Origin of the sequence: Pseudomonas quercus, from assembly GCF_012033695.1 — a bacterium.
In the GTDB taxonomy this organism is placed as follows: Bacteria; Pseudomonadota; Gammaproteobacteria; order Pseudomonadales; family Pseudomonadaceae; genus Aquipseudomonas; species Aquipseudomonas quercus.
Map to the genome: position 1 here is coordinate 109235 of NZ_JAAVJI010000010.1, position 26307 is coordinate 135541.

13 protein-coding genes are annotated in these 26307 nt (G+C 58.8%); 9 read left to right on the forward strand and 4 right to left on the reverse strand.

Annotated features, from left to right (window positions below; all coding sequences use genetic code 11):
- The first annotated feature begins 62 nt into the window (after positions 1–62).
- Positions 63–2750, forward strand: coding sequence for a sensor domain-containing phosphodiesterase (locus tag HBH25_RS16305; protein ID WP_168084993.1), 2688 nt, complete (start codon positions 63–65; stop codon positions 2748–2750).
- Between the two features lie 59 nt (positions 2751–2809).
- Positions 2810–3457 (forward strand): peptide-methionine (S)-S-oxide reductase MsrA, encoded by a 648-nt coding sequence (msrA, locus tag HBH25_RS16310; protein WP_168084994.1) that lies wholly within the window; start codon positions 2810–2812, stop codon positions 3455–3457.
- Between the two features lie 6 nt (positions 3458–3463).
- Here msrA and HBH25_RS16315 read toward each other — a convergent pair whose 3' ends face one another.
- Together HBH25_RS16315 and putP are read right to left on the reverse strand one after the other, a co-directional pair.
- The gene (locus HBH25_RS16315; RefSeq protein WP_168084995.1) at positions 3464–4300 is read right to left on the reverse strand and encodes a 23S rRNA (adenine(2030)-N(6))-methyltransferase RlmJ; all 837 of its coding nucleotides are present in this window, start codon (positions 4298–4300) and stop codon (positions 3464–3466) included.
- Between the two features lie 73 nt (positions 4301–4373).
- The gene (gene putP, locus HBH25_RS16320; protein WP_168084996.1) at positions 4374–5882 is read right to left on the reverse strand and encodes a sodium/proline symporter PutP; all 1509 of its coding nucleotides are present in this window, start codon (positions 5880–5882) and stop codon (positions 4374–4376) included.
- Positions 5883–6211: 329 nt separating this feature from the next.
- Between putP and putA the strand changes: the two genes are divergently transcribed.
- The 6 genes from putA to yccS all read left to right on the forward strand — a co-directional run bounded on the left by putA (position 6212) and on the right by yccS (position 21925).
- Positions 6212–10162, forward strand: a complete 3951-nt coding sequence (putA, locus tag HBH25_RS16325; RefSeq protein WP_168084997.1) for a trifunctional transcriptional regulator/proline dehydrogenase/L-glutamate gamma-semialdehyde dehydrogenase — start codon at positions 6212–6214, stop codon at positions 10160–10162.
- A 124-nt stretch (positions 10163–10286) separates the two neighbouring features.
- A complete protein-coding gene (locus HBH25_RS16330; RefSeq protein WP_168084998.1) occupies positions 10287–12806 on the forward strand; it encodes a dermonecrotic toxin domain-containing protein in 2520 nt (839 codons plus the stop codon).
- Between the two features lie 200 nt (positions 12807–13006).
- The gene (locus tag HBH25_RS16335) at positions 13007–14749 is read left to right on the forward strand and encodes a potassium/proton antiporter (protein ID WP_168084999.1); all 1743 of its coding nucleotides are present in this window, start codon (positions 13007–13009) and stop codon (positions 14747–14749) included.
- Between the two features lie 100 nt (positions 14750–14849).
- A complete protein-coding gene (gene mscK / locus HBH25_RS16340) occupies positions 14850–18152 on the forward strand; it encodes a mechanosensitive channel MscK (protein WP_168085000.1) in 3303 nt (1100 codons plus the stop codon).
- A gap of 39 nt (positions 18153–18191) precedes the next feature.
- Positions 18192–19655 carry a protein adenylyltransferase SelO gene (gene selO, locus HBH25_RS16345; RefSeq protein WP_168085001.1) on the forward strand — a complete coding sequence of 488 codons (1464 nt, stop codon included), beginning with the start codon at positions 18192–18194 and terminating at the stop codon, positions 19653–19655.
- A gap of 68 nt (positions 19656–19723) precedes the next feature.
- Complete coding sequence (gene yccS / locus HBH25_RS16350) at positions 19724–21925, forward strand: YccS family putative transporter (protein WP_168085002.1); 2202 nt, start codon at positions 19724–19726, stop codon at positions 21923–21925.
- A 9-nt stretch (positions 21926–21934) separates the two neighbouring features.
- Here the strand turns inward: yccS and HBH25_RS16355 are convergent, their stop codons facing one another.
- Positions 21935–24049, reverse strand: coding sequence for a putative bifunctional diguanylate cyclase/phosphodiesterase (locus tag HBH25_RS16355; protein WP_168085003.1), 2115 nt, complete (start codon positions 24047–24049; stop codon positions 21935–21937).
- 332 nt (positions 24050–24381) lie between these two features.
- On the opposite strand from HBH25_RS16355, the gene HBH25_RS16360 reads away from it, so the two are divergent.
- Positions 24382–25062, forward strand: a complete 681-nt coding sequence (locus HBH25_RS16360; RefSeq protein WP_168085004.1) for a polysaccharide lyase family 7 protein — start codon at positions 24382–24384, stop codon at positions 25060–25062.
- 100 nt (positions 25063–25162) lie between these two features.
- Here HBH25_RS16360 and fba read toward each other — a convergent pair whose 3' ends face one another.
- The gene (gene fba, locus HBH25_RS16365) at positions 25163–26227 is read right to left on the reverse strand and encodes a class II fructose-bisphosphate aldolase (protein ID WP_168085005.1); all 1065 of its coding nucleotides are present in this window, start codon (positions 26225–26227) and stop codon (positions 25163–25165) included.
- Positions 26228–26307: the final 80 nt, after the last annotated feature.

Here is a 26307-nt window from a genome sequence, read left to right on the forward strand (position 1 = left end):
TGCCAGGCACACCTTTTTCATCAGACGGATCTGTGTAAACCGAATTTCTCAAGCGAGCGCTTATGAAAAGCCAGCCGGATGCTGCCAATCGTATGGCGGCCGAGGTCGTTACGCAGCTACCGGTGCCCTCCCGCTTGGGCATGCTGCGTTTCGAGCGGCTGAACGAGCCCAATTGGGCTTTGTTGTATTTGGACCCAAGCTGCGAAAAAGACTTCGGCACGCCCGCCGCCGAACTCTGTGCACTGGTAGGCGCTCCCTATGCCAGCCTGATGGAACCCGAAGCCCGCTACCAGTTGCATGAGGCCATCGCGGAGCAGCTGGCAGAACGCCCTCATTACCAAGTGCGCTACGTACTGCATTCATCCCATGGGCCACTGAGTATTCTGGAAGTAGGCGAGCCTTATAAACAGCAAAGCCGCCAGCTCCTCAGAGGGTACCTGCTGGTCGTAGACGATGTGCCAGGCGGCATGGGAGCGTTTAGCGCGGCTGCCCAAGGCCAGCAGGGTGAGTTGCAGATTGCCCTTGAAGTGAACCACCGCGCCCAGCGAGAACAGCTTCAGCATCTAGAGCGCGTGCGAGGCCAGCAAGACCTTATCCTGCGCCTGGCCCGCCAGCGTTACAGTACCAATGATCCGCTACGTGAAGCGGCTGAGCTGATCACCCGCAGCGCGTGCGATCTCTTTCAGATCGATGGCACCAGCCTCTGGCACCTTGAAGGCCAGCGTCTGGTGCCTATCCGGGCTTACGAGGCCGCCAGCCACACCTATTTCATGCCAGCGCCCATTGATGCCAGCCGATATGCCGGCTACCTGGACGCCCTGCACCGCAGCCGTGTGGTAGATCCCAACAATACGGTGGGCGATCCCAGGCCTCGCCACTCGGAACACCAAGACCATCACGGCAAGATGGTTTCAGTGCTGGATGCCAGCATACGTGTGGATGGCCAAGTGGTAGGCGTACTGTGCCTTGAGCAAAGTACAGAGCGAACCTGGCAATCGGATGAAATCGCCTTTGCAGGCGAGCTGGCGGACCAGTTTGCTCAAGTGATCACCAACCATAACCGCCGTACTGCGGCCAGTGCGCTTCACCTTTTCCAGCGCGCGGTGGAACAGAGCGCCAATGCCTTTCTGCTGGTCAATTGCGATGGCGTAGTGGAGTACGTGAACCCAAGCTTTGCGGCGATTACCCAGTACACGTCTGATGAAGTGCATGGGCATCGCTTGTCCGAACTGCCTGCGCTGGAAAACCTGAACGAACTGTTATTCGACGCACCCTCCAGCCTGGCCAAAAGCAACAGTTGGCAGGGCGAGTTCAAAAGCCGCCGCAAGAACCTTGAGCCCTATTGGGGCCAGTTGTCGATCTCCAAGGTATTCAACGACCAGCGACAACTGACTCACTATATCGGCATCTACGAGGACATAACTCAATCCAAACTGGCGCAGCAGCGTATCGAGCGCCTGGCCTACACAGACAACCTGACCAACCTGGGTAACCGGCCATCATTCATTCGCAGCCTGGATGAACGCTTCGCCTCGGATGTGGAAACCCCCGTAGCGCTCATGCTCGTGGACATCGACAACTTCAAGCGGATCAACGACAGCCTGGGTCACCAGACCGGTGACAAGCTGTTGATCAGCCTGGCTCGGCGGCTGCGCAACAGCCTTGACCCTTCTGGCACCCTGGCCCGGTTTGCCAGTAATGAATTTGCGGTATTGCTGGACAATACCGACCCTGAAGCCGGGCAGCAGTTGGCGTTGCAGGTACTGAAGACGCTCGACAAGCCCATGTTCGTAGACAACCAGCTTATTAACGTGACGGCCTCGGTAGGCTTGGCGTGCTCACCTTTGCATGGGCGCGACCCACAAACGCTCATGAAAAACGCAGGCCTTGCTTTGCACAAGGCCAAGGCCAATGGCAAACATCAGGTGCAGGTGTTTACCGAGGTTTTGAATGCCGAGGCCAGCTACAAGCTGTTTGTGGAGAACAACCTGCGCCGCGCGCTGACCCAGAATGAACTGGAAGTGTTCTACCAGCCCAAACTGTGCCTGCGGTCCGGTCGCTTGTTGGGCATGGAAGCCTTGCTACGCTGGAATCATCCTGAAAAGGGCATGATTCGCCCAGACCAGTTCATCAGTGTTGCCGAAGAAACGGGCTTGATCATTCCCATTGGAAAGTGGGTGGTTCGCCAGGCCTGCCGCATGAGCAAACACCTGACGGCGGCGGGGTATGGCCCCTTGCATGTGGCAATCAACTTATCCCCCAAGCAGTTCTCAGACCCGGACCTGGTCGCTTCCATCAGCCAGATCCTCACGGAAGAGCAACTGCCGCCCAACTTGCTTGAGCTTGAACTGACCGAAGGGCTTTTGCTGGAAGCCACGGAGGACACCCGCTTGCTGCTAGGGCAGCTCAAAGGCCTGGGCCTCTCGTTGGCCATGGATGATTTCGGTACTGGCTACTCCTCCTTGAGCTACCTGAAAAAATTCCCGATCGACATCATCAAAATCGATCGCAGTTTCATTAACGACATTCCCACCAGCCAGGATGATATGGAAATCACGTCTGCCGTGATCGCCATGGCCCACAACCTCAAGCTCAAAGTGGTTGCCGAAGGTATTGAAACCGCGGAACAGCTCAACTTCCTTCGGCGCCATCGCTGTGACGTAGGCCAGGGTTACCTATTCGACCGGCCAATTCCCTCTGCTCGGTTGGTGGAAGCGCTCAAACGCTACCCACGTGGCCCGGCAGCCTGACAGTCACGCTTGCCTGAGGCAAACTGAGGGTCTGCCATCAAACCATCGCGGAGAAGCTCATGGTCCTGCGCTCTCAGATTCTCGTACACAAGAACGACCTTCCTACAGCACAACAGGCCTTGCCCGGCCGCGAAACAGCTATGGCGGTGCCCCCTGAGCATTTTGTGAATGGCCATACGCTTCAGCCCCCCTTCCCTGCGGAACTGGCTACTGCCTATTTTGGCCTGGGCTGCTTCTGGGGTGCCGAGCGGTGCCTGTGGCAACAGCCGGGCGTCTATACCACTGCCGTAGGTTATGCAGGAGGGTTCACCCCTCACCCCACCTATGAAGAAGTCTGCTCGGGCCTCACAGGCCATAGCGAAGTGGTGATGGTGGTCTTTGACCCCAAGGCAACCCGCTACGAAGACCTGCTGAAGGTATTTTGGGAGTCCCATGACCCTACCCAAGGCATGCGCCAGGGCAACGATAAAGGCACCCAGTATCGATCGGTGATCTATACCACCAGTGAGGCACAATTGCAGGCAGCCCTGGACAGCAAGGCGGTATTCGAGGCTGAGCTGCTCAAGGCTGGGCTAGCCACCATTACGACTGACATTCGGGAAGCGCCTGCTTTCTACTACGCCGAGGGCTATCACCAGCAATACCTGGCAAAAAACCCTCAAGGTTATTGCGGCATCGGCGGCACGGGCGTGTGCCTGCCAGGTTGACATAGGTTATTCAGGAATCGGCCAGTCCACTCGCCAGCTTCCACCGCTTTGCCCGAGCAATTGAGCCAGCCACGGCAACAAGGTATTCAGCTCTTCTTCCAACCCCCACGGCGGGTTGGCAATGGCCAGGCCAGAGCCATTGAGCCGGGTATCTGTGTCTGCCGGGTGCACAAACAATTCAGCCTTCAACAACTTGGGGGCGCCTGTGCTGGTTAGCTCCTGGTAGAACCGCCGCATGCCACGCTCGTCCTTGATCGGGTACCACACCACCACCACTGTCTGGCGCATCCGGGCAACCGCTTCTTTGATAGCCAACGCGCAGCGTTTCAATTCATCCGGCTGCTCGAAAGGCGGGTCTATCAACACGATCGCGCGCTTTTGCGGCGTAGGGAGCAAAGCCCTAGGCACGTGCCAGCCCTCGCCCCGATGAACAGCCACGCGGGGGTCGCGCTTCATATTGTCCTTCAGCGCCAAGCCGTCATCGGGATGCTTTTCATTGAACTGCAGGCTGTCCTGTTGGCGGGCCAGCCGGCGTGCCAGCTCCGGTGAACCAGGGTAATAGCGCAGCTCACCCTCCGGGTTCAGCTTGCGCACGATGCGAAGGTAGTCGGCGGCCAGCTCTGGCGGGGCCTCCGCCTGCCAAAGCCGTGCAATGCCTTCAAGGTACTCCCCTGTCCGGCTCGCCTGGTCGCCTTGAAGGTCGTAGAGGCCAACGCCTGCGTGGGTGTCCAGGTAGGCCAGCGGTTGCTCTTTGCGCGTCATCAGCGCAAAAAGCCGGCTCAGTACCAGGTGCTTGAAAACGTCGGCATGGTTGCCGGCATGAAAGGCGTGACGGTAGTTCATGGATACTCCTGCAGGGTGCCGGAGTTTACCGCGCTCTGGCCCCTCAGCCAAAGGCCAAGGAGCCAGGTGGCGATCAGCTGCGCTGGGCGCGCCAGGCCTGATCGGCTGCTGCAAAGCGCTGCTTCACGGTTTCGCTGGTGTGGGTCAACCGGCTTACCAGCGCAATGGCCGCACAAGCCAGGATAAAACCGGGAATGATTTCATACACCTGGGCCATGAATGCATAGGCTTCACGTGCGCCTAGCATCTTCCACGCAACCACAGTGGTGGCACCGGTCACGATACCTGCCAGTGCGCCGTAACGGGTCATGCCTTTCCACAGTACCGAGATGATCACGACGGGCCCGAATGCCGCACCAAAGCCGGCCCAGGCGTAACTTACCAGGCTCAGCACTCGGCTGTCTGGGTCTGAAGCCAGTGCAATGGCGACCAACGCTACCAGCAATACCATCGCACGGCCTACCCAGACCAGCTCACGCTGCGATGCAGATTTACGCAGGAAATGACGGTAGAAATCTTCCGTCAGTGCACTGGAGCACACCAGCAACTGGCAGCTCAGGGTGCTCATGACGGCGGCAAGAATGGCCGAGAGCAATACGCCGGCTACCCATGGATTGAACAGAATACGGGTGATTTCGATAAAGATCCGCTCTGGGTTGGCGGTCACAGCCCCGGCCATTTCAGGGTTGGCCTGGAAGTACCCGATGCCGAAAAAGCCTACTGCACAGGTGCCGCCCAAACACAGGATCATCCAGGCCATGGAAATACGGCGTGCTTTGGTAATGGATTTCACCGAGTCGGCTGCCATGAACCGCGCCAGGATATGAGGCTGTCCAAAATAGCCCAGCCCCCAGGCCAGCAGAGACACAATGCCGAGCCACGTAGTACCTCGCAGCATGTCAAAGCTGGCTGGATTTACCGCGTTGATGTGCATGAACGCAGTGTCCACACCTCCCGTCGCGAGCACTACCACGATAGGCGTAAGGATCAATGCAAACAGCATCAGGGAAGCTTGCACGGTGTCGGTCCAGCTGACAGCCAGGAAACCGCCTATGAAGGTATAGGCAATGGTGGCGCCAGCGCCTACCCACAAGGCCGTTTCATAGGGCAGGCCGAAGGTGCTTTCAAACAGGCGAGCACCTGCCACGATGCCGGAAGCGCAGTAAATAGTGAAAAAGACCAGGATCACAAGTGCAGAAACGACGCGCAGCAAGCCACTGTGGTCATTGAACCGAGCGGCAAAATAATCGGGCAACGTGAGCGCATCGCCGCTGTATTCGGTATGAATACGCAAGCGGCCTGCCACCAGGCGCCAGTTCAGGTAAGCGCCTATCACCAAGCCCAAGGCAATCCACCCTTCTGATAGCCCGCTGACATAGATCGCACCCGGCAGGCCCATCAGCAACCATCCGCTCATGTCTGAGGCGCCTGCGGACAAGGCAGTGACTACCCCACCAAGCCGCCGCCCACCGAGGATGTAATCGGAAAGGTTGCGCGTGGCGCGCCAGGCCAGCAGGCCGATCAGCAGCATGACACTGATATAAACAAGGAAAGAAATAAGGGTAGGGTTGCTCAAACTCATTCGGCGGGTCTCATGTCCTTGTTATTGGAGGTGCACCAGGGTTGCACCGAGAAGGCGCATCCTAGGGAGTGGTTCACCGACGTTACAAGGCAGGAACGCCAGTTTAGGAATTGTCCTACGTAAAAAACGGAAAAATACGCCAGCCGTACCGCTGAAAATAGTGAAGACGCACAAAAACGGTGCGCTTTTAGCTTTTTTCTTAACACGCTACCGCTTGAGAAATAGTTCAATAATTAGGGTTGCACCGGGTTGCACCCGCCCATGTGCGGGGATAGTCTTGCCCAACGCACAAGCCACGCGACAGTGGCAACCCGATGAGGACAATTAAAATGGCGACGACCACCCTTGGGGTCAAACTTGACGACCCAACTCGCGAACGCTTGAAGACCGCAGCACAGTCCATCGACCGCACGCCGCACTGGCTAATCAAGCAAGCGATCTTCAATTACCTTGAAAAGCTCGAGGGTGGAGCATCTCTGACCGAAATCAACGGCGCCGCTGCTAATGCAGGCGATGACGCAGGCGAGGTCCATGCTGACCCAACGCACCAGCCTTTCCTGGAGTTCGCTGAAAGCATTCACCCTCAATCGGTACTGCGGGCGGCCATCACCGGTGCCTACCGCCGCCCCGAGCAGGAGGTGGTACCCATGCTGTTGGAGCAGGCCCGTTTACCGGCTCCCATGGCGGGCGCTGCCAATAAGCTGGCGGCCACCATTGCAGAAAAGCTTCGCAACCAGAAAAACGCCACTGGCCGTGCGGGCCTGGTGCAGGGCTTGCTGCAGGAGTTCTCGCTGTCATCGCAGGAAGGCGTAGCGCTGATGTGCCTGGCCGAGGCGCTGCTGCGCATCCCGGACAAAGGCACCCGCGACGCACTGATTCGCGACAAGATCAGCAACGGCAACTGGCAGCCCCATTTGGGTAACAGCAAGTCTCTGTTCGTGAACGCAGCGACCTGGGGCTTGCTGCTTACCGGCAAACTGGTGTCCACCCATAACGAAGCGGGCCTTACCTCCTCCCTCAGCCGTATCATTGGCAAGCGTGGCGAGCCCATGATCCGCAAGGGCGTGGACATGGCCATGCGCTTGATGGGCGAGCAGTTCGTTACCGGCGAGACCATTGGCGAAGCCTTGGCCAACGCCAGCAAGTTCGAAAACAAAGGCTTCCGCTATTCCTATGACATGCTGGGCGAAGCCGCACTGACCGAGCATGATGCCCAGAAGTACTTGGCCTCCTACGAGCAGGCCATTCATTCCATCGGCAAGGCTTCCCACGGGCGCGGCATCTACGAAGGCCCAGGCATTTCCATCAAACTGTCTGCCCTTCACCCTCGGTACAGCCGCGCCCAGTACGACCGCGTGATGGAAGAGCTGTACCCGCGCCTGTTGTCCCTTACCCTGCTGGCCAAGCAATACGATATCGGCCTGAATATCGACGCTGAAGAAGCCGACCGCCTGGAGCTGTCCCTGGACCTCCTGGAGCGCCTATGCTTCGAGCCACAACTGGCTGGCTGGAACGGGATTGGCTTCGTGATCCAGGCCTACCAGAAGCGCTGCCCGTATGTGATCGATTATGTGATCGATCTGGCCCGCCGCAGCCGCCATCGCCTGATGATCCGCCTGGTAAAAGGCGCCTATTGGGACAGCGAAATCAAGCGGGCCCAGGTCGAGGGCCTGGAAGGCTACCCGGTGTATACCCGCAAGGTGTACACCGACGTCTCCTACATTGCCTGCGCTCGCAAGCTGCTGTCGGTCCCTGAAGCGATCTATCCACAATTCGCCACCCACAACGCCCACACCCTGGCGGCCATCTATCAGCTCGCCGGCCAGAACTACTACCCTGGCCAATATGAATTCCAATGCCTGCATGGCATGGGCGAGCCGCTGTACGAACAGGTGGTGGGCAAGGTGGCTGATGGCAAGCTGAACCGCCCATGCCGGGTCTATGCACCGGTTGGCACCCATGAAACGCTGCTGGCCTACCTGGTACGCCGGCTACTGGAAAACGGCGCAAACACCTCTTTCGTCAACCGTATTGCCGACCACACCATTTCCATTCAGGAACTGGTGGCCGACCCTGTGGCAATCATCGAACAGATGGGTACCCAGGAAGGTGCGCTCGGCTTGCCGCACCCGCGTATTCCCCTGCCGCGCGACCTGTATGGCAGCGAGCGCAGCAACTCGGCAGGTATCGACCTGGCCAACGAACATCGCCTGGCGTCCCTGAGCAGTGCCTTGCTGGCTACGGCCCATAACAGCTGGCACGCTGGCCCGATGCTGGGCTGCGAAAGCTCCCAGGCACCGGCTCAGCCTGTTCTCAACCCATCCGACCACCGTGACCTGGTAGGCCACGTGCAGGAAGCCGATGTTGCTGACGTGAATGCTGCGCTCCAATGCGCGCTGATCAATGGCCCAATCTGGCAAGCCACGCCGCCTGCCGAGCGCGCGGCGGTTCTGGAGCGTGCTGCAGACCAGATGGAAGCGCAGATTCAGCCGTTGATGGGCTTGCTAGTACGTGAGGCGGGCAAAACCTTTGCCAACGCCATAGCCGAAGTGCGTGAAGCGGTGGATTTCCTACGCTACTACGCTGTACAGGCACGCCACGACTTCAACAATGACGACCATCGCCCACTTGGCCCTGTGGTTTGCATCAGCCCATGGAACTTCCCGTTGGCCATCTTCACTGGCCAGGTGGCTGCTGCGCTGGCAGCAGGCAACCCAGTACTGGCCAAGCCTGCCGAGCAGACGCCGCTGGTAGCGGCCCAGGCGGTACGCATCCTGCTGGAAGCCGGCATCCCTGAAGGCGTGCTGCAACTGCTGCCAGGCCGCGGGGAAACCGTGGGTGCGGGCTTGGTTGGGGACGAACGTGTCAAGGGTGTGATGTTCACCGGCTCTACCGAGGTGGCCCGGTTGCTTCAACGCAACATCGCTGGCCGCCTGGATGCCCAAGGCCGTCCGATTCCGCTGATTGCCGAAACCGGTGGCCAGAACGCGATGATCGTAGACTCGTCCGCACTCACCGAACAGGTTGTGATCGACGTGGTGTCGTCGGCGTTCGACAGTGCTGGCCAGCGGTGCTCGGCCCTTCGCGTTCTGTGCTTGCAGGAAGACAGTGCAGACCGGGTGATCGAAATGCTCAAGGGCGCGATGGCTCAGGCCCGCCTGGGCAACCCTGAACGCCTGGCCGTGGATATCGGCCCGGTGATCGACGCCGAAGCCAAAGCCGGGATCGAAGCGCACATTCAAGGCATGCGCGAAAAAGGCCGCACGGTTTACCAGATGGCTATCACTGATACTGCCGAGTGCCGCCGTGGGACGTTCGTGATGCCAACGTTGATCGAGCTGGAAAGCTTTGATGAACTCAAGCGCGAGATTTTCGGCCCGGTCCTGCACGTGGTGCGCTACCAGCGCAAAAACCTTGACGCGCTGCTGGCCCAAATCAATGCCTCTGGCTATGGCCTAACCTTGGGTGTACATACCCGTATCGATGAAACCATCGCCAGGGTCACGGAAACCGTCAACGCCGGCAACATGTACGTTAACCGCAACGTGGTGGGTGCCGTAGTGGGCGTGCAGCCCTTCGGCGGCGAGGGCCTGTCTGGCACCGGCCCGAAAGCCGGCGGCCCGCTGTACCTGTATCGCCTGCTGTCCACCCGCCCAAGCGATGCCGTAAACCGTACCTTCGAGCGTGGCGACACCAGCGCACCGGATAGCCGGGTTCGCGAAGCGTTGCTCAAACCGCTGCATGCCTTGCAGGCCTGGGCACAAGGTAGTCAACAGGCAACACTGGCTGACGTATGCAGCCAGTACGCGGCCCAGTCTCAAAGCGGCGTATCACGCCTGTTGCCTGGCCCGACCGGCGAGCGCAACACCTACATGGTGCTCCCTCGTGAACACGTGCTGTGCCTGGCAGACAACGAAGCTGACCTGCTATGCCAAGTGGCGGCGACGCTGGCCGTTGGTAGCCGCGCCGTGCTGGTAGAGGGCGAGCCTGCCCGTTCAGTGTTCGGCAAGCTGCCTAAAGACGTCCAAGCGCGTGTACAGGTAATCGCTGACTGGAAGCGGGATGAGGCGGTATTTGACGCTGTCATCCACCACGGTGATTCCGACCAGCTGCGTCAAGTCTGCGAGATCATCGCCAACCGTGGGGGTGCCATCGTAGGTGTGCAGGGCTTGTCGCAGGGTGAAACCGCCATTGCCTTGGAGCGCTTGGTCATCGAGCGCTCTGTCAGCGTGAACACGGCGGCAGCCGGCGGCAATGCCAGCTTGATGACCATCGGTTGATGTCAATGGCCCCAGGTGCAATGCCTGGGGCCAGTGGCTCATACCGGGCAGGGAATATCTACCACCATCATCAGCTGCGCATCCCGGTTAATAGTGCTTCCTTGAACTGCATGGAGCACTCACGGTGCACGCCAACCTATTCCTTTCGCCCCCTCCCTCAACCCCTTTGGATGAAGCCCATGCCGTGGCCCAACGTGCGCGCGCCTACATGGACGCCTGGCCCGATTTGCATACGCTGGCTCGGCAAGTGGCGGCGCAATGCCTTTTAAAACACACGGGTGAGCAATGGAACCCAGACAAGGTCTGGTGGCACCGCTTCGAAACCAGCCACACCCGCCACGGGCCGTTCACGGGCTGGGCACATAACGGACCTCCGGTCGAATCCCTCACCTTTACTGAGTTGGTAGTGAGGCGTTTCGACGAAGCTGCTCAGCAAGCCCCTGACAACCTGGACCTTTACAGCGGCTTTTATCAGCAAGGGCCGGGCGCTACAGAATACAACGAACGCAACGAGGTCCCATTGCTGCCCAGTGCCGTGATGGAAGACTTCTGGGCGCTGGATTTCGCTGACCATGTCCGCCAACGCACCGAGCGATTCTGGGAAACCCACGGTAACGATTTCAGGTTACTGACCAAAGTGCGCTTGCTAGGCGCCGCTCGCCAGGCTTTGACAGAAGGGCTGCTATTGCCTCAAGACCTTAGCGCGCTCGAACACTACGCTGGAGTGGCTCCTCACCAACCGGTGACCCTGGCCGGCCTGAGTCAGCCTGGGGATGTTTCTGCAGTGCACGTACAGGGTTATACAGGCGAGGCCGACGCGCCTCTGTTCACGCTTCGCACGCCTAATGGGCGCGTGATGCTCTATACCCCCACCGCCACCCCGATCATTCGCGGCTTTCAGAGCATGCCTGCCCTACACCGAGCAGTGGCTGCACACCTGGCCTCGCCTGAGGCTGAAGCCTGGGTGGCGCAGCTGTATAACGCAGAGCGCCGCCATCAGGCCCTGGAACGCTTGCGGGCACATATCGGCACACCTGCAAACCCCCATTGGCCCTTTGGCAACGGCGAGGCGTATCCGCATAGCCTGTTCACCCTTCTGGAAACGCTAGCGCGAAATGACCTGCATACCCATCAGAACGCATTGATCAGCAACCATGCGCTACGCAAGGCACTGTGGCGCGGCTACCTGGGGGCTTTTCTACAGGTGTTTACGCCTTTTGCCTTGGTAGCTTGGCCGTTAAGCCTGAGCGTGCTTATTGCCGGTGCCAGCCGACTAGGGCTGGATATCGACGCAGCGCTGAATACCAGTTCGCCAGAACGGCGAAAGCAAGCGATGGTTAGCGGTGTATTCGACGCCATTGCTACCTTGTTCTCGCTGGCTGACCTCGGGCTTAGTGTAAGAGGATTGCGATTCGAGCCCCCACCTCATGAACGTTTGGTTTCTCTGGATACCTGGCAACCAGCAGCGCTGGCAGAAAGCGAACTGAGCGAGCTTCAAACCCAGAACCCACCTAGCTTGCCCGCCCCGTCGGCCCCTGGCAATTTCATGGAAGGCGTCAGCCTCACACCTCGTGGGCAAACCTGGATTACCTTAGGTGGGCGAGCCTACAGGGTACGTTATAGCGGGCAGTTGCATACATGGCTTGTGGTCCGGCCAACGGCTCCTTTTGCCTTCGCTCCTTTGCGGCCCGTTCGCTTGGGCGAGCAAGGTCAATGGGAATGGCTGGACGCTCCAGGCTTGGAAGGTGGCACCCCTCCAGTGGAAACGCCTTTTTGGGACGTATACCTTGGTGATACCCCCATCGAAAGTGCACAGGTGGCGACACGTGCCATTGCTCGGCAAAGAGAGGTGCTGGCCAAAGCAGCATTACCTGAACTTCCGCCTGGGGAAGCCTTTTTAGTCGACGAGCATGGTTACGGGTATATCAAGGTCAATGATGAGCGCTTCTATACCTGGCGGCAGAATGGGCAGTATGTGAACGACTTGGTGCGTATTTATACGAGCGAGTCCCACTTTCCCAATCACCTGTTCCGCTTTGGTGTCAGTCATGCCTTTGAAGCCGGGGACGGCGACTTGCCGGCCTACCTCGAAACGCTATTCAATGCATTGGAACGCCTGCCTAAAAGCAATGCCGCCCCTCTATGGCGGGGTGGAAATGCAGGGCGGAACACGTCAGGGGCTTGGTTACGCAGTGGCACTGTCACGGCAGGTGACGTATTGGTAACTACGGACATTACGTCCTTCACCGAAAACCCTTACGCGCTCAAGAGTTTCGTGGCGCCCAAGCACGTAGTGGGCCCGGAAGACGTTATTCATCAATTTGATGAAAGCTCAGTGATCTACCAGCTGCCTGCTGGTGATTACCAGAGCGGCACACCGATAGGCCCGTTGTCCATGGTCGATCAGGAGGCAGAAACTGTTTTTATGCCAGGGCGATGCTTCCTGATCGAATCCATCAAGGAAGTTCGTACACAACGATACCGGTTCATGCTGGTAAAGCTGCGTGAGACCGATAAAGCCGATGGCCGTCGCGTGTTCGACCTGCGTACAGGCACGCCCTTTGATCGAGCGGCTTGGGCAGCTCAAGTAAAACACCCAGGTTTGACAGAGCAATTGTTTCCCGCCACGCAATGGGGCCATTGATAGCATCTTGGGCCATAGCGCTGAAACGGCGCAGCATCGATTGGGTGAAGCGTAGGGAGCTGGTGGCTGGCCCACTGTGCTCCCCATAGTCACCGGCGGTATATATCGCGATCCTGGCTTGCAACTTTGACAGACAAGGCAATACACAGGTTAGAATCCCTTGGCACGATCCATGCTTTTCTAATCTGGAGTATTGCCTTTTGACCGCTACCGCCATCAACAGCCTGTTCCTTATCGGGGCGCTGCTGGTAGGTGCCAGTATCCTGGTTAGCTCACTGTCTTCGCGCCTGGGCATTCCGATCCTGGTCATCATACTGGGAGTCGGCATGGCCGCCGGCGTCGACGGCGCAGGCATCGTTTTCGATAACTTCCCCCAAGCTTACCTGGTGGGCAACCTGGCGCTGGCGGTGATTCTGCTGGACGGTGGGCTCCGCACCCGGGTAGCCAGCTTCCGCGTAGCCTTATGGCCGGCCCTGTCACTGGCCACTGTGGGCGTGATGATCACCACCGGCCTTACAGGCATGCTGGCTGCCTGGCTATTTGGGCTGAGCATCACCCAAGGCCTGTTGATCGGTGCCATCGTTGGCAGCACTGATGCAGCGGCTGTCTTTTCGCTGCTAGGCGGCAAAGGCCTGAACGAGCGGGTTACGGCTACGCTTGAGATCGAATCGGGCAGTAACGACCCCATGGCCGTATTCCTGACGGTCACACTGATCGACATGCTTGCCACCCACCAGACCGGCCTGCACTGGAGCCTGCTGGTTCACCTGCTCCGCGAGTTCGGCATTGGCGCGATCATGGGCCTGGCCGGTGGCTGGGTGCTGCTGCAGTTGGTAAACCGCATCAACCTCGCCCAGGCGCTGTATCCGATTCTCGTTATTGCTGGCGGGCTGGTCGTGTTTGCACTCACCAATGCCCTGCATGGCAGTGGCTTCCTGGCGGTGTACCTGTGTGGCCTGGTGCTGGGCAACCGGCCTATCCGTAGCCGCCATAGCATTCTGCACATGCTCGATGGCATGGCCTGGCTCGCACAGATCGGTATGTTCCTGGTATTAGGGCTGCTGGTAACCCCTCATGACCTCTTGCCTATTGCACTGCCAGCATTGGGCCTGGCGCTGTGGATGATCCTTGTGGCAAGGCCACTGTCGGTATTTGTGGGCCTGCTGCCGTTCAAAGCGTTCCATGGCAAAGAAAAAGGCTTTATCAGCTGGGTAGGCTTGCGCGGGGCAGTGCCGATCATTCTGGCCGTATTCCCGCTCATGGCCGGGCTCCCCCAGGCCCAGCTGTATTTCAACCTGGCCTTCTTCATTGTGCTGATATCGCTGCTGCTTCAAGGCACCAGCCTGCCCTGGATGGCCAAGTGGCTGAAAGTCACCGTGCCGCCAGACCCAGCACCCATTTCCCGCTCAGCGCTGGAAGTGCACCACACCAGCGAGTGGGAGCTGTTCGTGTATCGTTTGGGCGCGGAGAAATGGTGCATCGGCGCGGCACTGCGCGAGCTGAAGATGCCTCAGGGCACACGTATTGCTGCGTTGTTCCGCAATGAGCAACTGCTTCACCCCTCCGGTAGTACCGTGCTGGAAGTGGGGGACATTCTGTGCGTCATCGGCCATGAGCACGACCTTCCCGCCTTGGGCAAGCTGTTCAGCCAGGCGCCACAGCGTGGCCTGGACCTACGCTTCTTCGGCGATTTCGTTCTCGAAGGCGATGCAGAGCTAGGCGCCGTAGCGGCCCTGTATGGCCTGAAGCTTGAGGGCGAGGACCCGCAGACCTCTCTGGGGCGGTTTATCAACAGCCGCGTGGGTGGTGCACCGGTCGTCGGGGACCAAGTGGAATGGAACAGCACCCTCTGGACCGTAGCCGCTATGGACGCCAACCGTATTGCCAAGGTAGGCGTACGCTTCCCGGAAGGCAGCAAGCCCGGCCCAGGGCTGTTTCTGTAGCGTGAAACAAAAGCTAGGTGGGGTTTGTGCACATAGCACTGCCACAACCCCGCCATAGCCCGTAAAATACTGCGCTCAGCCCTCTGCCCCTGCCTTGAACATGCCTATTTTGCGCGCCCTGTTGTGCACTGCCCTGCTTGGGTTGTTCACATGCGCCGCCTTCGCCGCGGACGCCCCTACCACAGAATCGGTCCAGCAAAGCCTGGACCACATCGCTGACCGAAAGCTGCCAGATGCAGACCAGAAAGCGTTGGAGCAGGTACTCGAACAGACGCTCACCTTTCTGTTGACCAAGGCGGACCGTGAAAAGCAGCTGACCAGCGTCAAGCAGCAGATCACCGATGCACCTCGCCAGACCAGCGAAAACCAGCACGACCTGGACAGGCTCAAGGCTTCCAAGGTGCTGCCTGTCACACAGCGCTATGCCACCGCTACCGTGCCGCAACTGGAGCAGCTGCTTACAGACCGCAGCGCCCAGCAGACCGAGTTGCAAAAGGCACTGGGCGAGGCCAATACCCTGGCCATTACGGCACAGACCCGGCCGGAACGCGCCCAAACCGAGATTGCCGATGCGCAGACGCGTATCCAGCAGATCAACCTTGTGCTCAAAAGCGGCAAGGACAGCGGCAAGCTCCTCAGCAGTGACCTGCGCAACCAGTACCTGGCCGAGCAAGCCGCGCTCAATGCGCTCATCGCCCTGCGCCGCCAGGAGCTGGCAGGTAACAGCCTCCTGCAGGATCTGGGCAATAGCCAGCACGACTTGCTGATCGAGAAAATCGGCCGCCTGGCTCAGGAATCCCAGGACCTGCAATCGCTGATCAACCAGAAGCGGCTCGCACAATCCCAGGAAACAGTCACTCAACAGTCGCTTGAAGCACAAAAGGCTGGCAACAGCAGCGTGCTGGCTACCGAAAGTGCCACCAACGTGAAACTGTCGGACTACCTGTTGCGCAGCACGGACGAACTGAACGAGCTCACCCAGCGCAACCTTCACACCAAGCAGCAACTGGACACGCTGGGCCAGGCCGATCAGGCCTTGGATGAGCAAATCAGCGTGCTCAAAGGGAGCCTGCTGCTTTCCAAGATTCTCTACACCCAGAAGCAGGCCCTGCCAACGCTGAAAGTGGATCGGAACCTGGCAGACAAAATCGCCGATATCCGCTTGTACCAATTCGAAATCAACCAGCAGCGCGAAGCGCTGAACAATCCTACGGCCTATGTGGACACATTGATTGCCAGCCAGCCAGCCGAAACGGTCACCCCTGCGCTGCGCAAATCCTTGCTGGACATAGCCGTAACCCGGGCGGACCTGCTGGAGCGGCTGAACCGTGAGCTGAGCGCCCTGCTCAACGAATCCATTACCTTGCAGCTCAACCAGAAGCAATTGCTGGACATGGCCCAGGGCTTGCGCGCCACCCTTGACGAGCAGATGTTCTGGATACCCAGCAACAAGCCATTGGACCTTGAATGGTTCAGCAACCTGCCTCGGCGCCTGGCCAAGCAGGTGACCACGCTGCCGTGGGCCTCCAGCGTACATGAGCTGAGCGACGGCCTTGCGCAGCGGCCCTTGTTGTTCCTGCCCCTGCTGCTAGCCATCGGGGCGTTGCTGTGGCGGCGCAAGTACCTGTACAGCAAGCTCAACCAGGTTCATCGTAACGTGGGGCATTTCCGCAGGGATAGCCAGTGGAATACGCCGCTGGCCATCCTGGTCAACGTTTTGCTGGCCATGCCTGTTGCCCTGGCATTGGCAGTGTGCGGCATTGCCCTGCAAATCGACGCTCGGGGGCAGAACCTGAGCCTGGGTTCGGCCCTGCTGCAAATGGCCAAGGCCTGGCTGATGTTCTACACGGCGTACCGGATACTGGCCCCGCGTGGGGTGGCCGAGCTTCATTTCCGCTGGGAAAAGGCACAGGTGGCCTTTCTTCAAGGCTGGGTGAGGCGCCTAGGCATCGTGGTGATAGCGTTGGTCGCCGTAGTGGCCGTGGCTGAGCTGCAGCCGTCAGGGCTGGCTGAAGACACACTGGGTATTCTGGTGGTACTCACCTGCTTCGCCCTGATGGCCTGGTTGCTTAGCCGCTTGCTGCTGGCAAGCCCTACCCATCAGAACGCGTCACTGTTCCGCAAACTGATCGCTGTGCTGTTTACACTGCTGCCCGTGGGCTTGTTCCTTGGTGTGTGCTTTGGTTACTACTACACCGCCCTGAAACTCACCGACCGATTGATTGCCACGCTCTACCTGATGATGCTCTGGCTGGTGATCGAGGCCGCCTTTGTGCGGGGGCTGAGCGTGGCAGCGCGCAGGCTGGCCTACAACCGTGCCTTGGCCAAACGCCAGGCCACGCGGGAAATCGGGGGCGACCCGGAAACCCTGATCGAAGAGCCTACGCTGGACATCGAGCAGGTAAACCAGCAGTCGCTGCGCCTGATCCGCCTCCTGCTGCTGGGCACGTTCCTGGGCGCGCTGTACTGGGTATGGTCAGACCTGATCAGCGTGTTCGCTTACCTGGACAATATCACCCTGTACGAATACACCAGTGGCACCGGTGCCAACATGAGCATGGTGCCCATCAGCCTGGGAGACCTGCTAGGTGCGCTGGTGATCATCTGCATCACGTTCGTGCTGGCAGGCAACCTGCCGGGCCTGCTTGAAGTGTTCGTGCTGTCCAAACTGAACCTGGCCCAGGGCAGTGCCTATGCCACCACCACATTGATGTCCTACACCATTGCGGGGGTGGGTTTCGTTACCACGCTCTCCACGCTGGGGGTAAGCTGGGACAAGCTGCAGTGGCTGGTGGCCGCGCTGTCCGTGGGCCTTGGTTTCGGCATGCAAGAAATTTTCGCCAACTTCATTTCCGGCATCATGATCCTGTTCGAGCGCCCGGTTCGCATCGGCGACACCATCACCATCGGCGCCCTGTCGGGGACGGTCAGCAAAATCCGCATCCGTGCCACCACCATTACGGACTTTGACCGCAAGGACATCATTGTCCCCAACAAAACCTTCATCACCGGGCAACTGATCAACTGGTCGCTGACCGACACCATTACTCGGGTAACCCTGAAAATCGGTGTGGACTATGGTTCGGACCTGGACGTGGTGCGCAAGCTACTGTTACAGGCCGCCGACGAAAACCCGCGTGTATTGAAAGAGCCGGCACCTATCGTGTACTTCCTGGCCTTTGGCGAGAGCAGCCTGGACCATGAACTGCGCATGCATGTGCGGGACCTGGGTGACCGTAACCCTGTGCTGGACGAGATCAACCGGCTGATCAACACCGAATTCAAGAAGCATGGCGTGGCGATTTCCTTCCGCCAGCTAGAGGTTCACCTCAAGAATCCACAGGTGTTGGAGGAACAGCTGGTAATGCGCCGGGTCGATCCCGATCAAACTGATCCCGCTTGAGGAGGGTCCACCCCCTATGGACCTTTCCAGGACGTGACAATGAAAACGCTGGACGAACTTGAGTTCGATAACCGATTTGCGCGCCTGGGCGACGCGTTCTCCGCCCATGTGCTGCCCGAACCCATCGACGGGCCGCGTGTTGTAGTCGCCAGCGAAGCCGCCATGGCGCTGCTGAACCTGGCACCCTCAGAGGCACAGAACCCACTGTTTGCGCAGGTATTCAGTGGCCACAAACTGTGGGAAGACGCCGAGCCCCGCGCCATGGTGTATTCCGGCCATCAGTTCGGCCACTACAACCCGCAGTTGGGCGACGGCCGCGGGTTGCTGCTGGGGGAGGTGGTCAACGAGGCGGGCGAACACTGGGACCTGCACCTCAAAGGCGCTGGGCAAACCCCGTGGTCGCGCATGGGCGACGGGCGGGCGGTACTGCGCTCTTCAATTCGCGAGTTCCTGGCCTCCGAGGCCCTTCACGCCTTAGGCATTCCCACCACCCGCGCACTGTGCGTAACAGCCTCGGACACCCCGGTATGGCGCGAACGCCAAGAACGCGCCGCCATGCTGCTGCGACTGTCGCCCAGCCATGTGCGCTTCGGCCACTTTGAATACTTCTATTACACCCGCCAGCCTGAGCAGCACAAACAGCTGGCCGATTATGTGCTGGCCAACCATTTCCCGGACTGCCAAGCCGCCGAACAGCCCTACCTGGCCATGTTCCGTACGGTAGTAGAACGCAACGCCGAAATGATCGCCAAATGGCAAGCGTACGGTTTCTGCCATGGGGTCATGAATACGGACAACATGTCCATCTTGGGCATCACGTTCGATTTCGGCCCATTTGCGTTTCTCGATGACTTCGACGCTCGCTTTGTCTGCAACCACTCAGACGACCAAGGCCGTTATGCCTACAGCAACCAGGTGCCTATCGCACATTGGAACCTGAGCGCCCTGGCCCAGGCACTTACACCGCTGATTGAAGTAGAGGCACTACGCGAAGCGCTGGGGCTGTTCCTGCCATTGTTCCAGGCCAACTACCTGGACCTGATGCGCCGTCGCCTCGGCTTCACCACGGCCGAAGACGAGGACCAAGGCCTGCTGGAGCGCTTGCTGCAACTGATGCAGACCGGCGTTGTAGATTACAACCTGTTCTTCCGGCGCCTGGGTGAGCAGGCCCCTGAGGCGGCCCTGAACGTAGTACGCGATGACTTCATCGACCTGGCTGTTTTTGACGAGTGGGCCGCGCTGTACCTGGCCCGCCTTGCTCGCCAGCCTTCTGAAAGCTCAGAGGTACGCAGCCAACGGATGAATGCCGTGAACCCGCTGTACGTGCTACGCAACTACTTGGCCCAGAAAGCCATCGAAGAGGCTGAAGCGGGCGACTATACGGAAGTGCGCCGGTTGCACCAGGTGCTGGCTCACCCATTCGACGCGCAGCCGGGTATGGAAGCCTATGCCATGCGCCCTCCAGACTGGGGCAAGCATTTGGAAATCAGCTGCTCTTCCTAGGTACGCCTTCGCTTGAAGCCGCCATCAATCCTGTATGATCGCGGCATTAGAACCAGGCCTCTTTCTCCATGGCTTCGAGATCGTTTGGCAATACGCTGCGCCGCCTCTGGGCGCGAGACAAGTTCAGCTATAGCGTACGGGTATTCATTGCCCTTACCGGCAGCATGGTGCTGTGCTGGTCGCGCAATGACCTGCACATGCTGATCCCTCTGTTTCTCGGCATCATCGCCAGCGCCCTGGCCGAGACCGACGATAACTGGCAGGGTCGCCTCAACGCCTTGCTAGTCACGCTCGTGTGTTTCAGTATCGCGGCGTTCTCAGTGGAGCTGCTATTCCCCTACCCCCTGTTTTTCGTAGCGTCCATGGCACTGGCCAGCTTCGCACTCACCATGCTGGGTGCGTTGGGGGAACGCTATGGCGCTATTGCCTACGCCACATTGATCTTGTCGGTGTACACCATGATCGGAGTGGACCAGCGCGGCGGCGAACTGGCCAGCTATTGGCACGAGCCCGCACTGTTGGTGGCCGGTGCTGCCTGGTATGGCGTGCTGTCTGTGGTCTGGCAGGCAATGTTCTCAAACCAGCCGGTACAGCAGGGGCTGGCCAGTGTCTTCCGGGAGCTGGGCCTATACCTGAAAATGAAATCCTCACTGTTCGAGCCCATCCGCGGGCTGGACGTTGAGGGTCGACGCCTGGAGCTGGCACGGCAGAACGGGCGTGTGGTGGCAGCCTTGAACACGTCCAAGGAAATTATCTTCAACCGGGTTGGCAACTCGCGTCCAGGCTCGAAGGTGAGCCGCTACCTGAAGCTGTATTTCCTGGCCCAGGACATTCACGAACGCGCCAGTTCCACCCACTACCCCTATAACGCCCTGGCTGAGGCTTTCTTCCATAGCGACGTACTGTTCCGCTGCCAGCGCCTGTTGCGCCAGCAAGGCAGTGCCTGCGAGCGGTTGTCCGAAACCCTGCAATTACGCCAGCCGTTCGTGTATGACGACACCTTTGCCGAAGCCTTGAGCGACCTTCATGCCTCGCTTGAGCACTTGCGCATTCAAAGCAACCCGGCCTGGAAAGGGCTACTCAGGTCTCTCAGGGCATTGGCGACGAACTTGGGCACCCTGGACCGGTTGCTCAGTGACGCCAGCAACCCGGACATTCTGGCCGAGGCTACCGATAGCAGCCTGCTGGACCGCTCGCCGCGAAGCCTGACCGATGTGTGGAAACGCCTTCGCCAGAACCTTACGCCAACCTCTTTGCTGTTCCGTCATGCGCTGCGCCTGCCGCTGGCCCTGACCATTGGCTATGCCATGGTGCACCTGATTCACCCTAGCCAAGGTTACTGGATCATCCTCACCACGCTATTCGTTTGCCAGCCCAGCTACGGCGCGACTCGGCGCAAACTGGGCCAGCGGATCATAGGCACTGCCATCGGCCTGACCGTGGGCTGGGCATTGTTCGACCTCTTCCCTAGCCCTCTTGTACAGTCGTTCTTTGCCGTTGCGGCAGGGTTAGTGTTCTTCGTCAACCGCACCACGCGGTATACCCTGGCCACAGCGGCCATTACCCTGATGGTGCTGTTCTGCTTCAACCAAACGGGCAATGGGTATGGGCTGTTCCTGCCACGGCTGCTGGACACCCTACTTGGTAGCCTGATTGCGGGCCTGTTGGTGTTCCTGTTCCTGCCGGATTGGCAAGGCCGCCGGCTGAACAAAGTGCTGGCCAATACACTGAGCTGCAGCAGCGCCTACCTGCGCCAGATATTGCGCCAATACGCTGAGGGCAAGCACGATGACCTGGCCTACCGCTTGGCACGTCGCAATGCGCACAACGCCGATGCGGCGCTTTCTACCACCTTGGCCAATATGCTGCTGGAGCCTGGGCACTTCCGCAAAGAGGCAGACGCTGGGTTTCGCTTCCTTGTGCTGTCTCATACCTTGCTCAGTTACCTATCCGGCCTGGGCGCTCACCGGGGCACAGACCTTCCCGAGCCCGTGCGGGACGAGCTGATCCTAGGCGTAGGCGAGCAACTGGCGTCGAGCCTGGACCAGATTGCCACGGGGCTTGCTGAACACAGCCCGGTGGTCGTACACGATGAAAAGGAGCAGGCGCTGGCTGAGCGCCTGGAGCAAATGCCTGAGGAGCTGGATGAAAACCAGCGCCTGGTTCAAGGCCAACTGGCGCTGATCGGCCGGCAGTTGGCTCCTTTGCGCACAATGGCTGCGCACCTGGCGCAGCCCAAGGCTGTCACCACCCCGGCCCCTGCCTTATAAAGGCCGGGGCTACGCGTCAGGCGAGGCACTCAATGGGAATTGTGTGGCATCCAGCGCTGTAAGGGGGCGGGCCACCATAAACCCTTGGATGTATTGGCAGCCATTGTCGACCAGCCAGCGGTACTGCTCTGCGGTTTCTACACCTTCAGCAATTACGGTAATGGAAAACTCGCGGCACAGCTCAATGATAGCGCGTGCGATAGCAGCATCCCGCTGAGACCCTGGCAGGTTGCCGATCAATTGCCGGTCCAGCTTGAGCGTATCGATAGGCAGGTCACGCAGGATCTTCAACGAACAATGCTCTGCCCCGAAATCATCCAATGCCACCCGTACGCCCAAACCTCGCAGTAAGGACAATTGCCGGCGAGTCTCCTCGGGGTTATGCAATAGCGAAGGCTCCACGACCTCGATTTCCAACTGATGGGGCATAAGGCCGTTAGTGGAAATAGCATGCTGCAGGTCGGCTATCAGGTTGGGCATGCTGAACTGAGCATTGCTCAGGCTAATGCTCAGGACCAGGTCCTCCTCGAAGCGCTCACGCCACTGCCGGCGTTGTGACGCACCCTCCTGATAGATCCATGACGTAAGCCGGCTGATCAGGCGTGCTTCTTCAAGCAATGGAATGAACAGCCCAGGCGGCACATCCCCCACACTGGGATGCTGCCAGCGCAGCAAGGCTTCAAAGCCTCGCAAGCGGCCGTCCGCCAGGCGTACCTGGGGCTGGTACACCAGAGAAAACTCTTTGTGCTCGATGGCCGCCGATACGCTTTCCTCCAACAGCAAGCGCGAGCGGGCGCGCACGTTCAGGTCCTGGTCGTAATACCGATATTGCTGCTTGCCAGCCTGCTTGGCGGCATACATGGCAATGTCTGCTGCGCGCAGCAAATGCTCAAGGCTGACGCCGCATTCAGGGTAGGTTGCGATACCGATGCTCACACCCAGGCTCACTTCAAGGCCGTCGACCTGAGTGCAACTGCGCATGCGTTCCAGAATCTTTTCCGCGACTTTGGCAGCCTGCTCAGGGTAATCCAAGGTATCGAGCAGCACGGTAAATTCGTCGCCGCCAATGCGGCCAATAATGTCGTAAGGGCGTAGCAATGCTTTTAATTGCGCTGCTACCCAGCGCAGCACACGGTCGCCTGCATCGTGGCCATGGGTATCGTTGATACGCTTGAACCCGTCCATGTCCAGGTACAGCAAAGCCTGGCTCTTCTCAGGCCGCTCATTGCGCACCAATGCGCTTTCTACGGTCTGGTAGAAGCCGCGACGGTTCAGCAACCCGGTCAGTGGGTCGGTAACCGCTTGAAACTCCAATTGCTGGTGCAGGTTGCGCACCACTGACATGTCCTGGACAGTCAGTACCATGGCCTTTTCGGACGTAAGCGGCGCGCACGACAGGGACACGGGCAACGATTGGCCTGAGTAAGTACGCAAAACGGCATCGTGCACCCGGTGAATATCGCGCAGCGTATAAGCACGGAAGAACTCTGATTCGTGCCAACTCACCACACTTGGCTTTTCGATAAAGTCCAGCAAGCGCGCGCTTTGCAACTCGTCGATCGTTGCGCCTAGCAAGCGGGAAATGGCCGGGTTGGCGAAACGGATGTTGCCGATCTCGTCGATGACCAAGATGCCTTCAGCGGCGTTTTCCAATACCGAGGCATTGAAAGCACGTGCCGTTTCCAGGTCCTTGGTCAGGCGTTGCAGCTCACGCCGGCTGCGTTGCTGTTCAAGAATGGCCTGGACCTTGGGTTTGAGAATGTCCGGGTCAATGGGCTTGAACAGGTAATCCACGGCGCCATTGGCGTAGCCCTTGAGTACCGCTGCATCCGACTGCTCGTTGGCCGTGAGAAAAATAATGGGGGTAAGCCGCGTTCGCTGGCTGCCCTTCATCAGCCGGGCTACTTCAAAGCCATCCATGCCAGGCATTTGAACGTCGAGCAGCACCAAATCCACTTCGTGCTGCAACAGCAACCCCAAGGCTTCTACCCCTGAAGGGGCGGTCATGACCTGCCAGTCCTGCCGTTCCAGCAAGGCCCGCATACTCAAAAGGTTTTCTGGGTAATCGTCCACCACAAGCACGGTTGACCGGTCTTCAATGGGTTTGGTAAGGGCGCGATCCATGCTACTTCTCATCTACAAGGTGGCCACAAGCCAGCATTTGCTGGGCCTGGGTAGAAGACACTCTAGCCTCGCTTTTGTCGCTTGGCGCAACGGTAAAACTTCAAAACCCTCGCGAAGCCGACGAATGGTAATTTGCTGAATCGCTCTGAATCAAAGGGTTATGCACTGCCGACAAACGGCTGGCGCCAAGAGGATGGCGCCTAAATAAAAACAGTGTACATTTTTTTACATACAAAGGCAGGCCACCTTTCATATATCCGGATTAATCCGGCGTTGTGCTGTGGAATTATTTGGCCATCAACTTCCAGTATTAGTAGTGTAGGTGAATAATCATGATCGACCTCTCCACTTGGAACCTCAGCGTACCTGTTGGAACTCCAGCGACTACTATCGATACGCCAGTATTGATGAAAGGTTACAAAGACTCTTACTTCCATGCCGACACCGGCACCCTTTTCTTCTGGGCGCCCGTAACCGGTTCGGTTACCAAAAGTGCGAAGTACCCGCGCAGCGAATTGCGAGAAACCAATGTAGATGGTTCTGTGCATAACTGGAAGTACTCAGCTGCCGACAACTACTTGCGTGCAAGTATTACCGTGGCCAAAGTACCCTCAAGCGGCAAGATCGTGATCGGCCAGATCCATCAGAATGGCAGCAACGAGCCGCTGATCAAGCTGGAGTATCAGTACAAGACCAGCAGCAAGACCGGCAATATCGTGGCCAAATTGCGCCCTTCGCCCTCCCAGGACGAGCCCACCGTAATCCAGATAGGTACGGGCGTGAAGATGAATGAAAAGTTTGACTACACTATTCATTTGGATACGACCGGGCTGCTTAGCGTGGATGCGGCCAACTATCATTGGTCGACCAAACTCGACGATACCTGGAAAACAAAAGACCTGTACTTCAAGGCAGGTGTGTATGTGCAGGACAATACAGGGTATGCCACCGAAGGGGGGCAGGTAACCTTCACAAAGCTATCAATTAGCCATGATGCAATGGCAAAAAAATAGCCTTCTGATTAGCAGCCCTACAGCTTGCATGTAAAAACAAAGCGGCCGATGAAAACATCTCATCGGCCGCTTTTTTTAGTTGCGCTTCGTTTATAACGGCTTAATTGACCTTGGCGGCCAATTCACCTTTGGCGTAACGTTGGAACATGACTTCAAGGGACAGCGCCTTGATCTTCGAAGCCATGCCTGCCGTACCAAACGCTTCGTAACGATCAATACAGACATCGCGCATGGCCGTCACGGTATGGCCCAGGTATTTGCGTGGGTCGAATTCGCTTGGGTTCTGCGCCATGAAGCGGCGGATTGCCCCCGTGGACGCCAGGCGCAGGTCGGTATCGATGTTTACCTTGCGTACGCCGTACTTGATACCTTCGACGATTTCCTCAACAGGTACGCCGTAGGTTTCCTTGATGTCACCACCGTACTCGTTGATGATCGCCAGCCAGTCCTGAGGTACCGAGGACGAACCGTGCATCACCAGGTGGGTGTTCGGAATACGCTTGTGAATTTCCTTGATGCGGTCGATAGCAAGCACGTCGCCGGTAGGCGGCTTGGTGAACTTGTAGGCGCCATGGCTGGTACCGATGGCGATCGCCAAGGCATCCACTTGGGTCTGCTTTACGAAGTCGGCCGCTTCTTCCGGATCTGTCAGCATCTGGCTGTGGTCCAGCGTGCCTTCGGCACCAACGCCGTCTTCTTCGCCAGCCTGGCCAGTTTCCAATGACCCCAGGCAACCTAGTTCACCTTCCACAGATACGCCGCAGGCGTGAGCGAAGGCCACGGTCTGCTTGGTCACGCGCACGTTGTACTCGTAGTCGGACGGGGTTTTGCCGTCTTCCTTGAGCGAACCGTCCATCATGACCGAGCTGAAGCCCAGCTGGATGGAGCGCTGGCAGATGTCTGGGCTGGTGCCATGGTCCTGGTGCATCACCACCGGAATATGCGGAAACTCTTCAACCGCTGCGAGGATCAGATGCCGCAGGAAGGGGGCGCCCGCGTACTTGCGCGCACCCGCCGACGCCTGCACGATAACAGGCGAATCGGTCTTGTCGGCCGCTTCCATGATCGCGCGCATCTGTTCAAGGTTGTTCACGTTGAAGGCTGGAACGCCGTAGCCGAATTCGGCAGCGTGGTCCAGCAACTGGCGCAAGCTAATCAGTGCCATGGTTTGTAGTTCTCCCGGTCCAGGGTCGTTTAAGGTGCAAGCACGGTTGCCAGAGGCAGCCGCCCTACAGGCTAGCCACG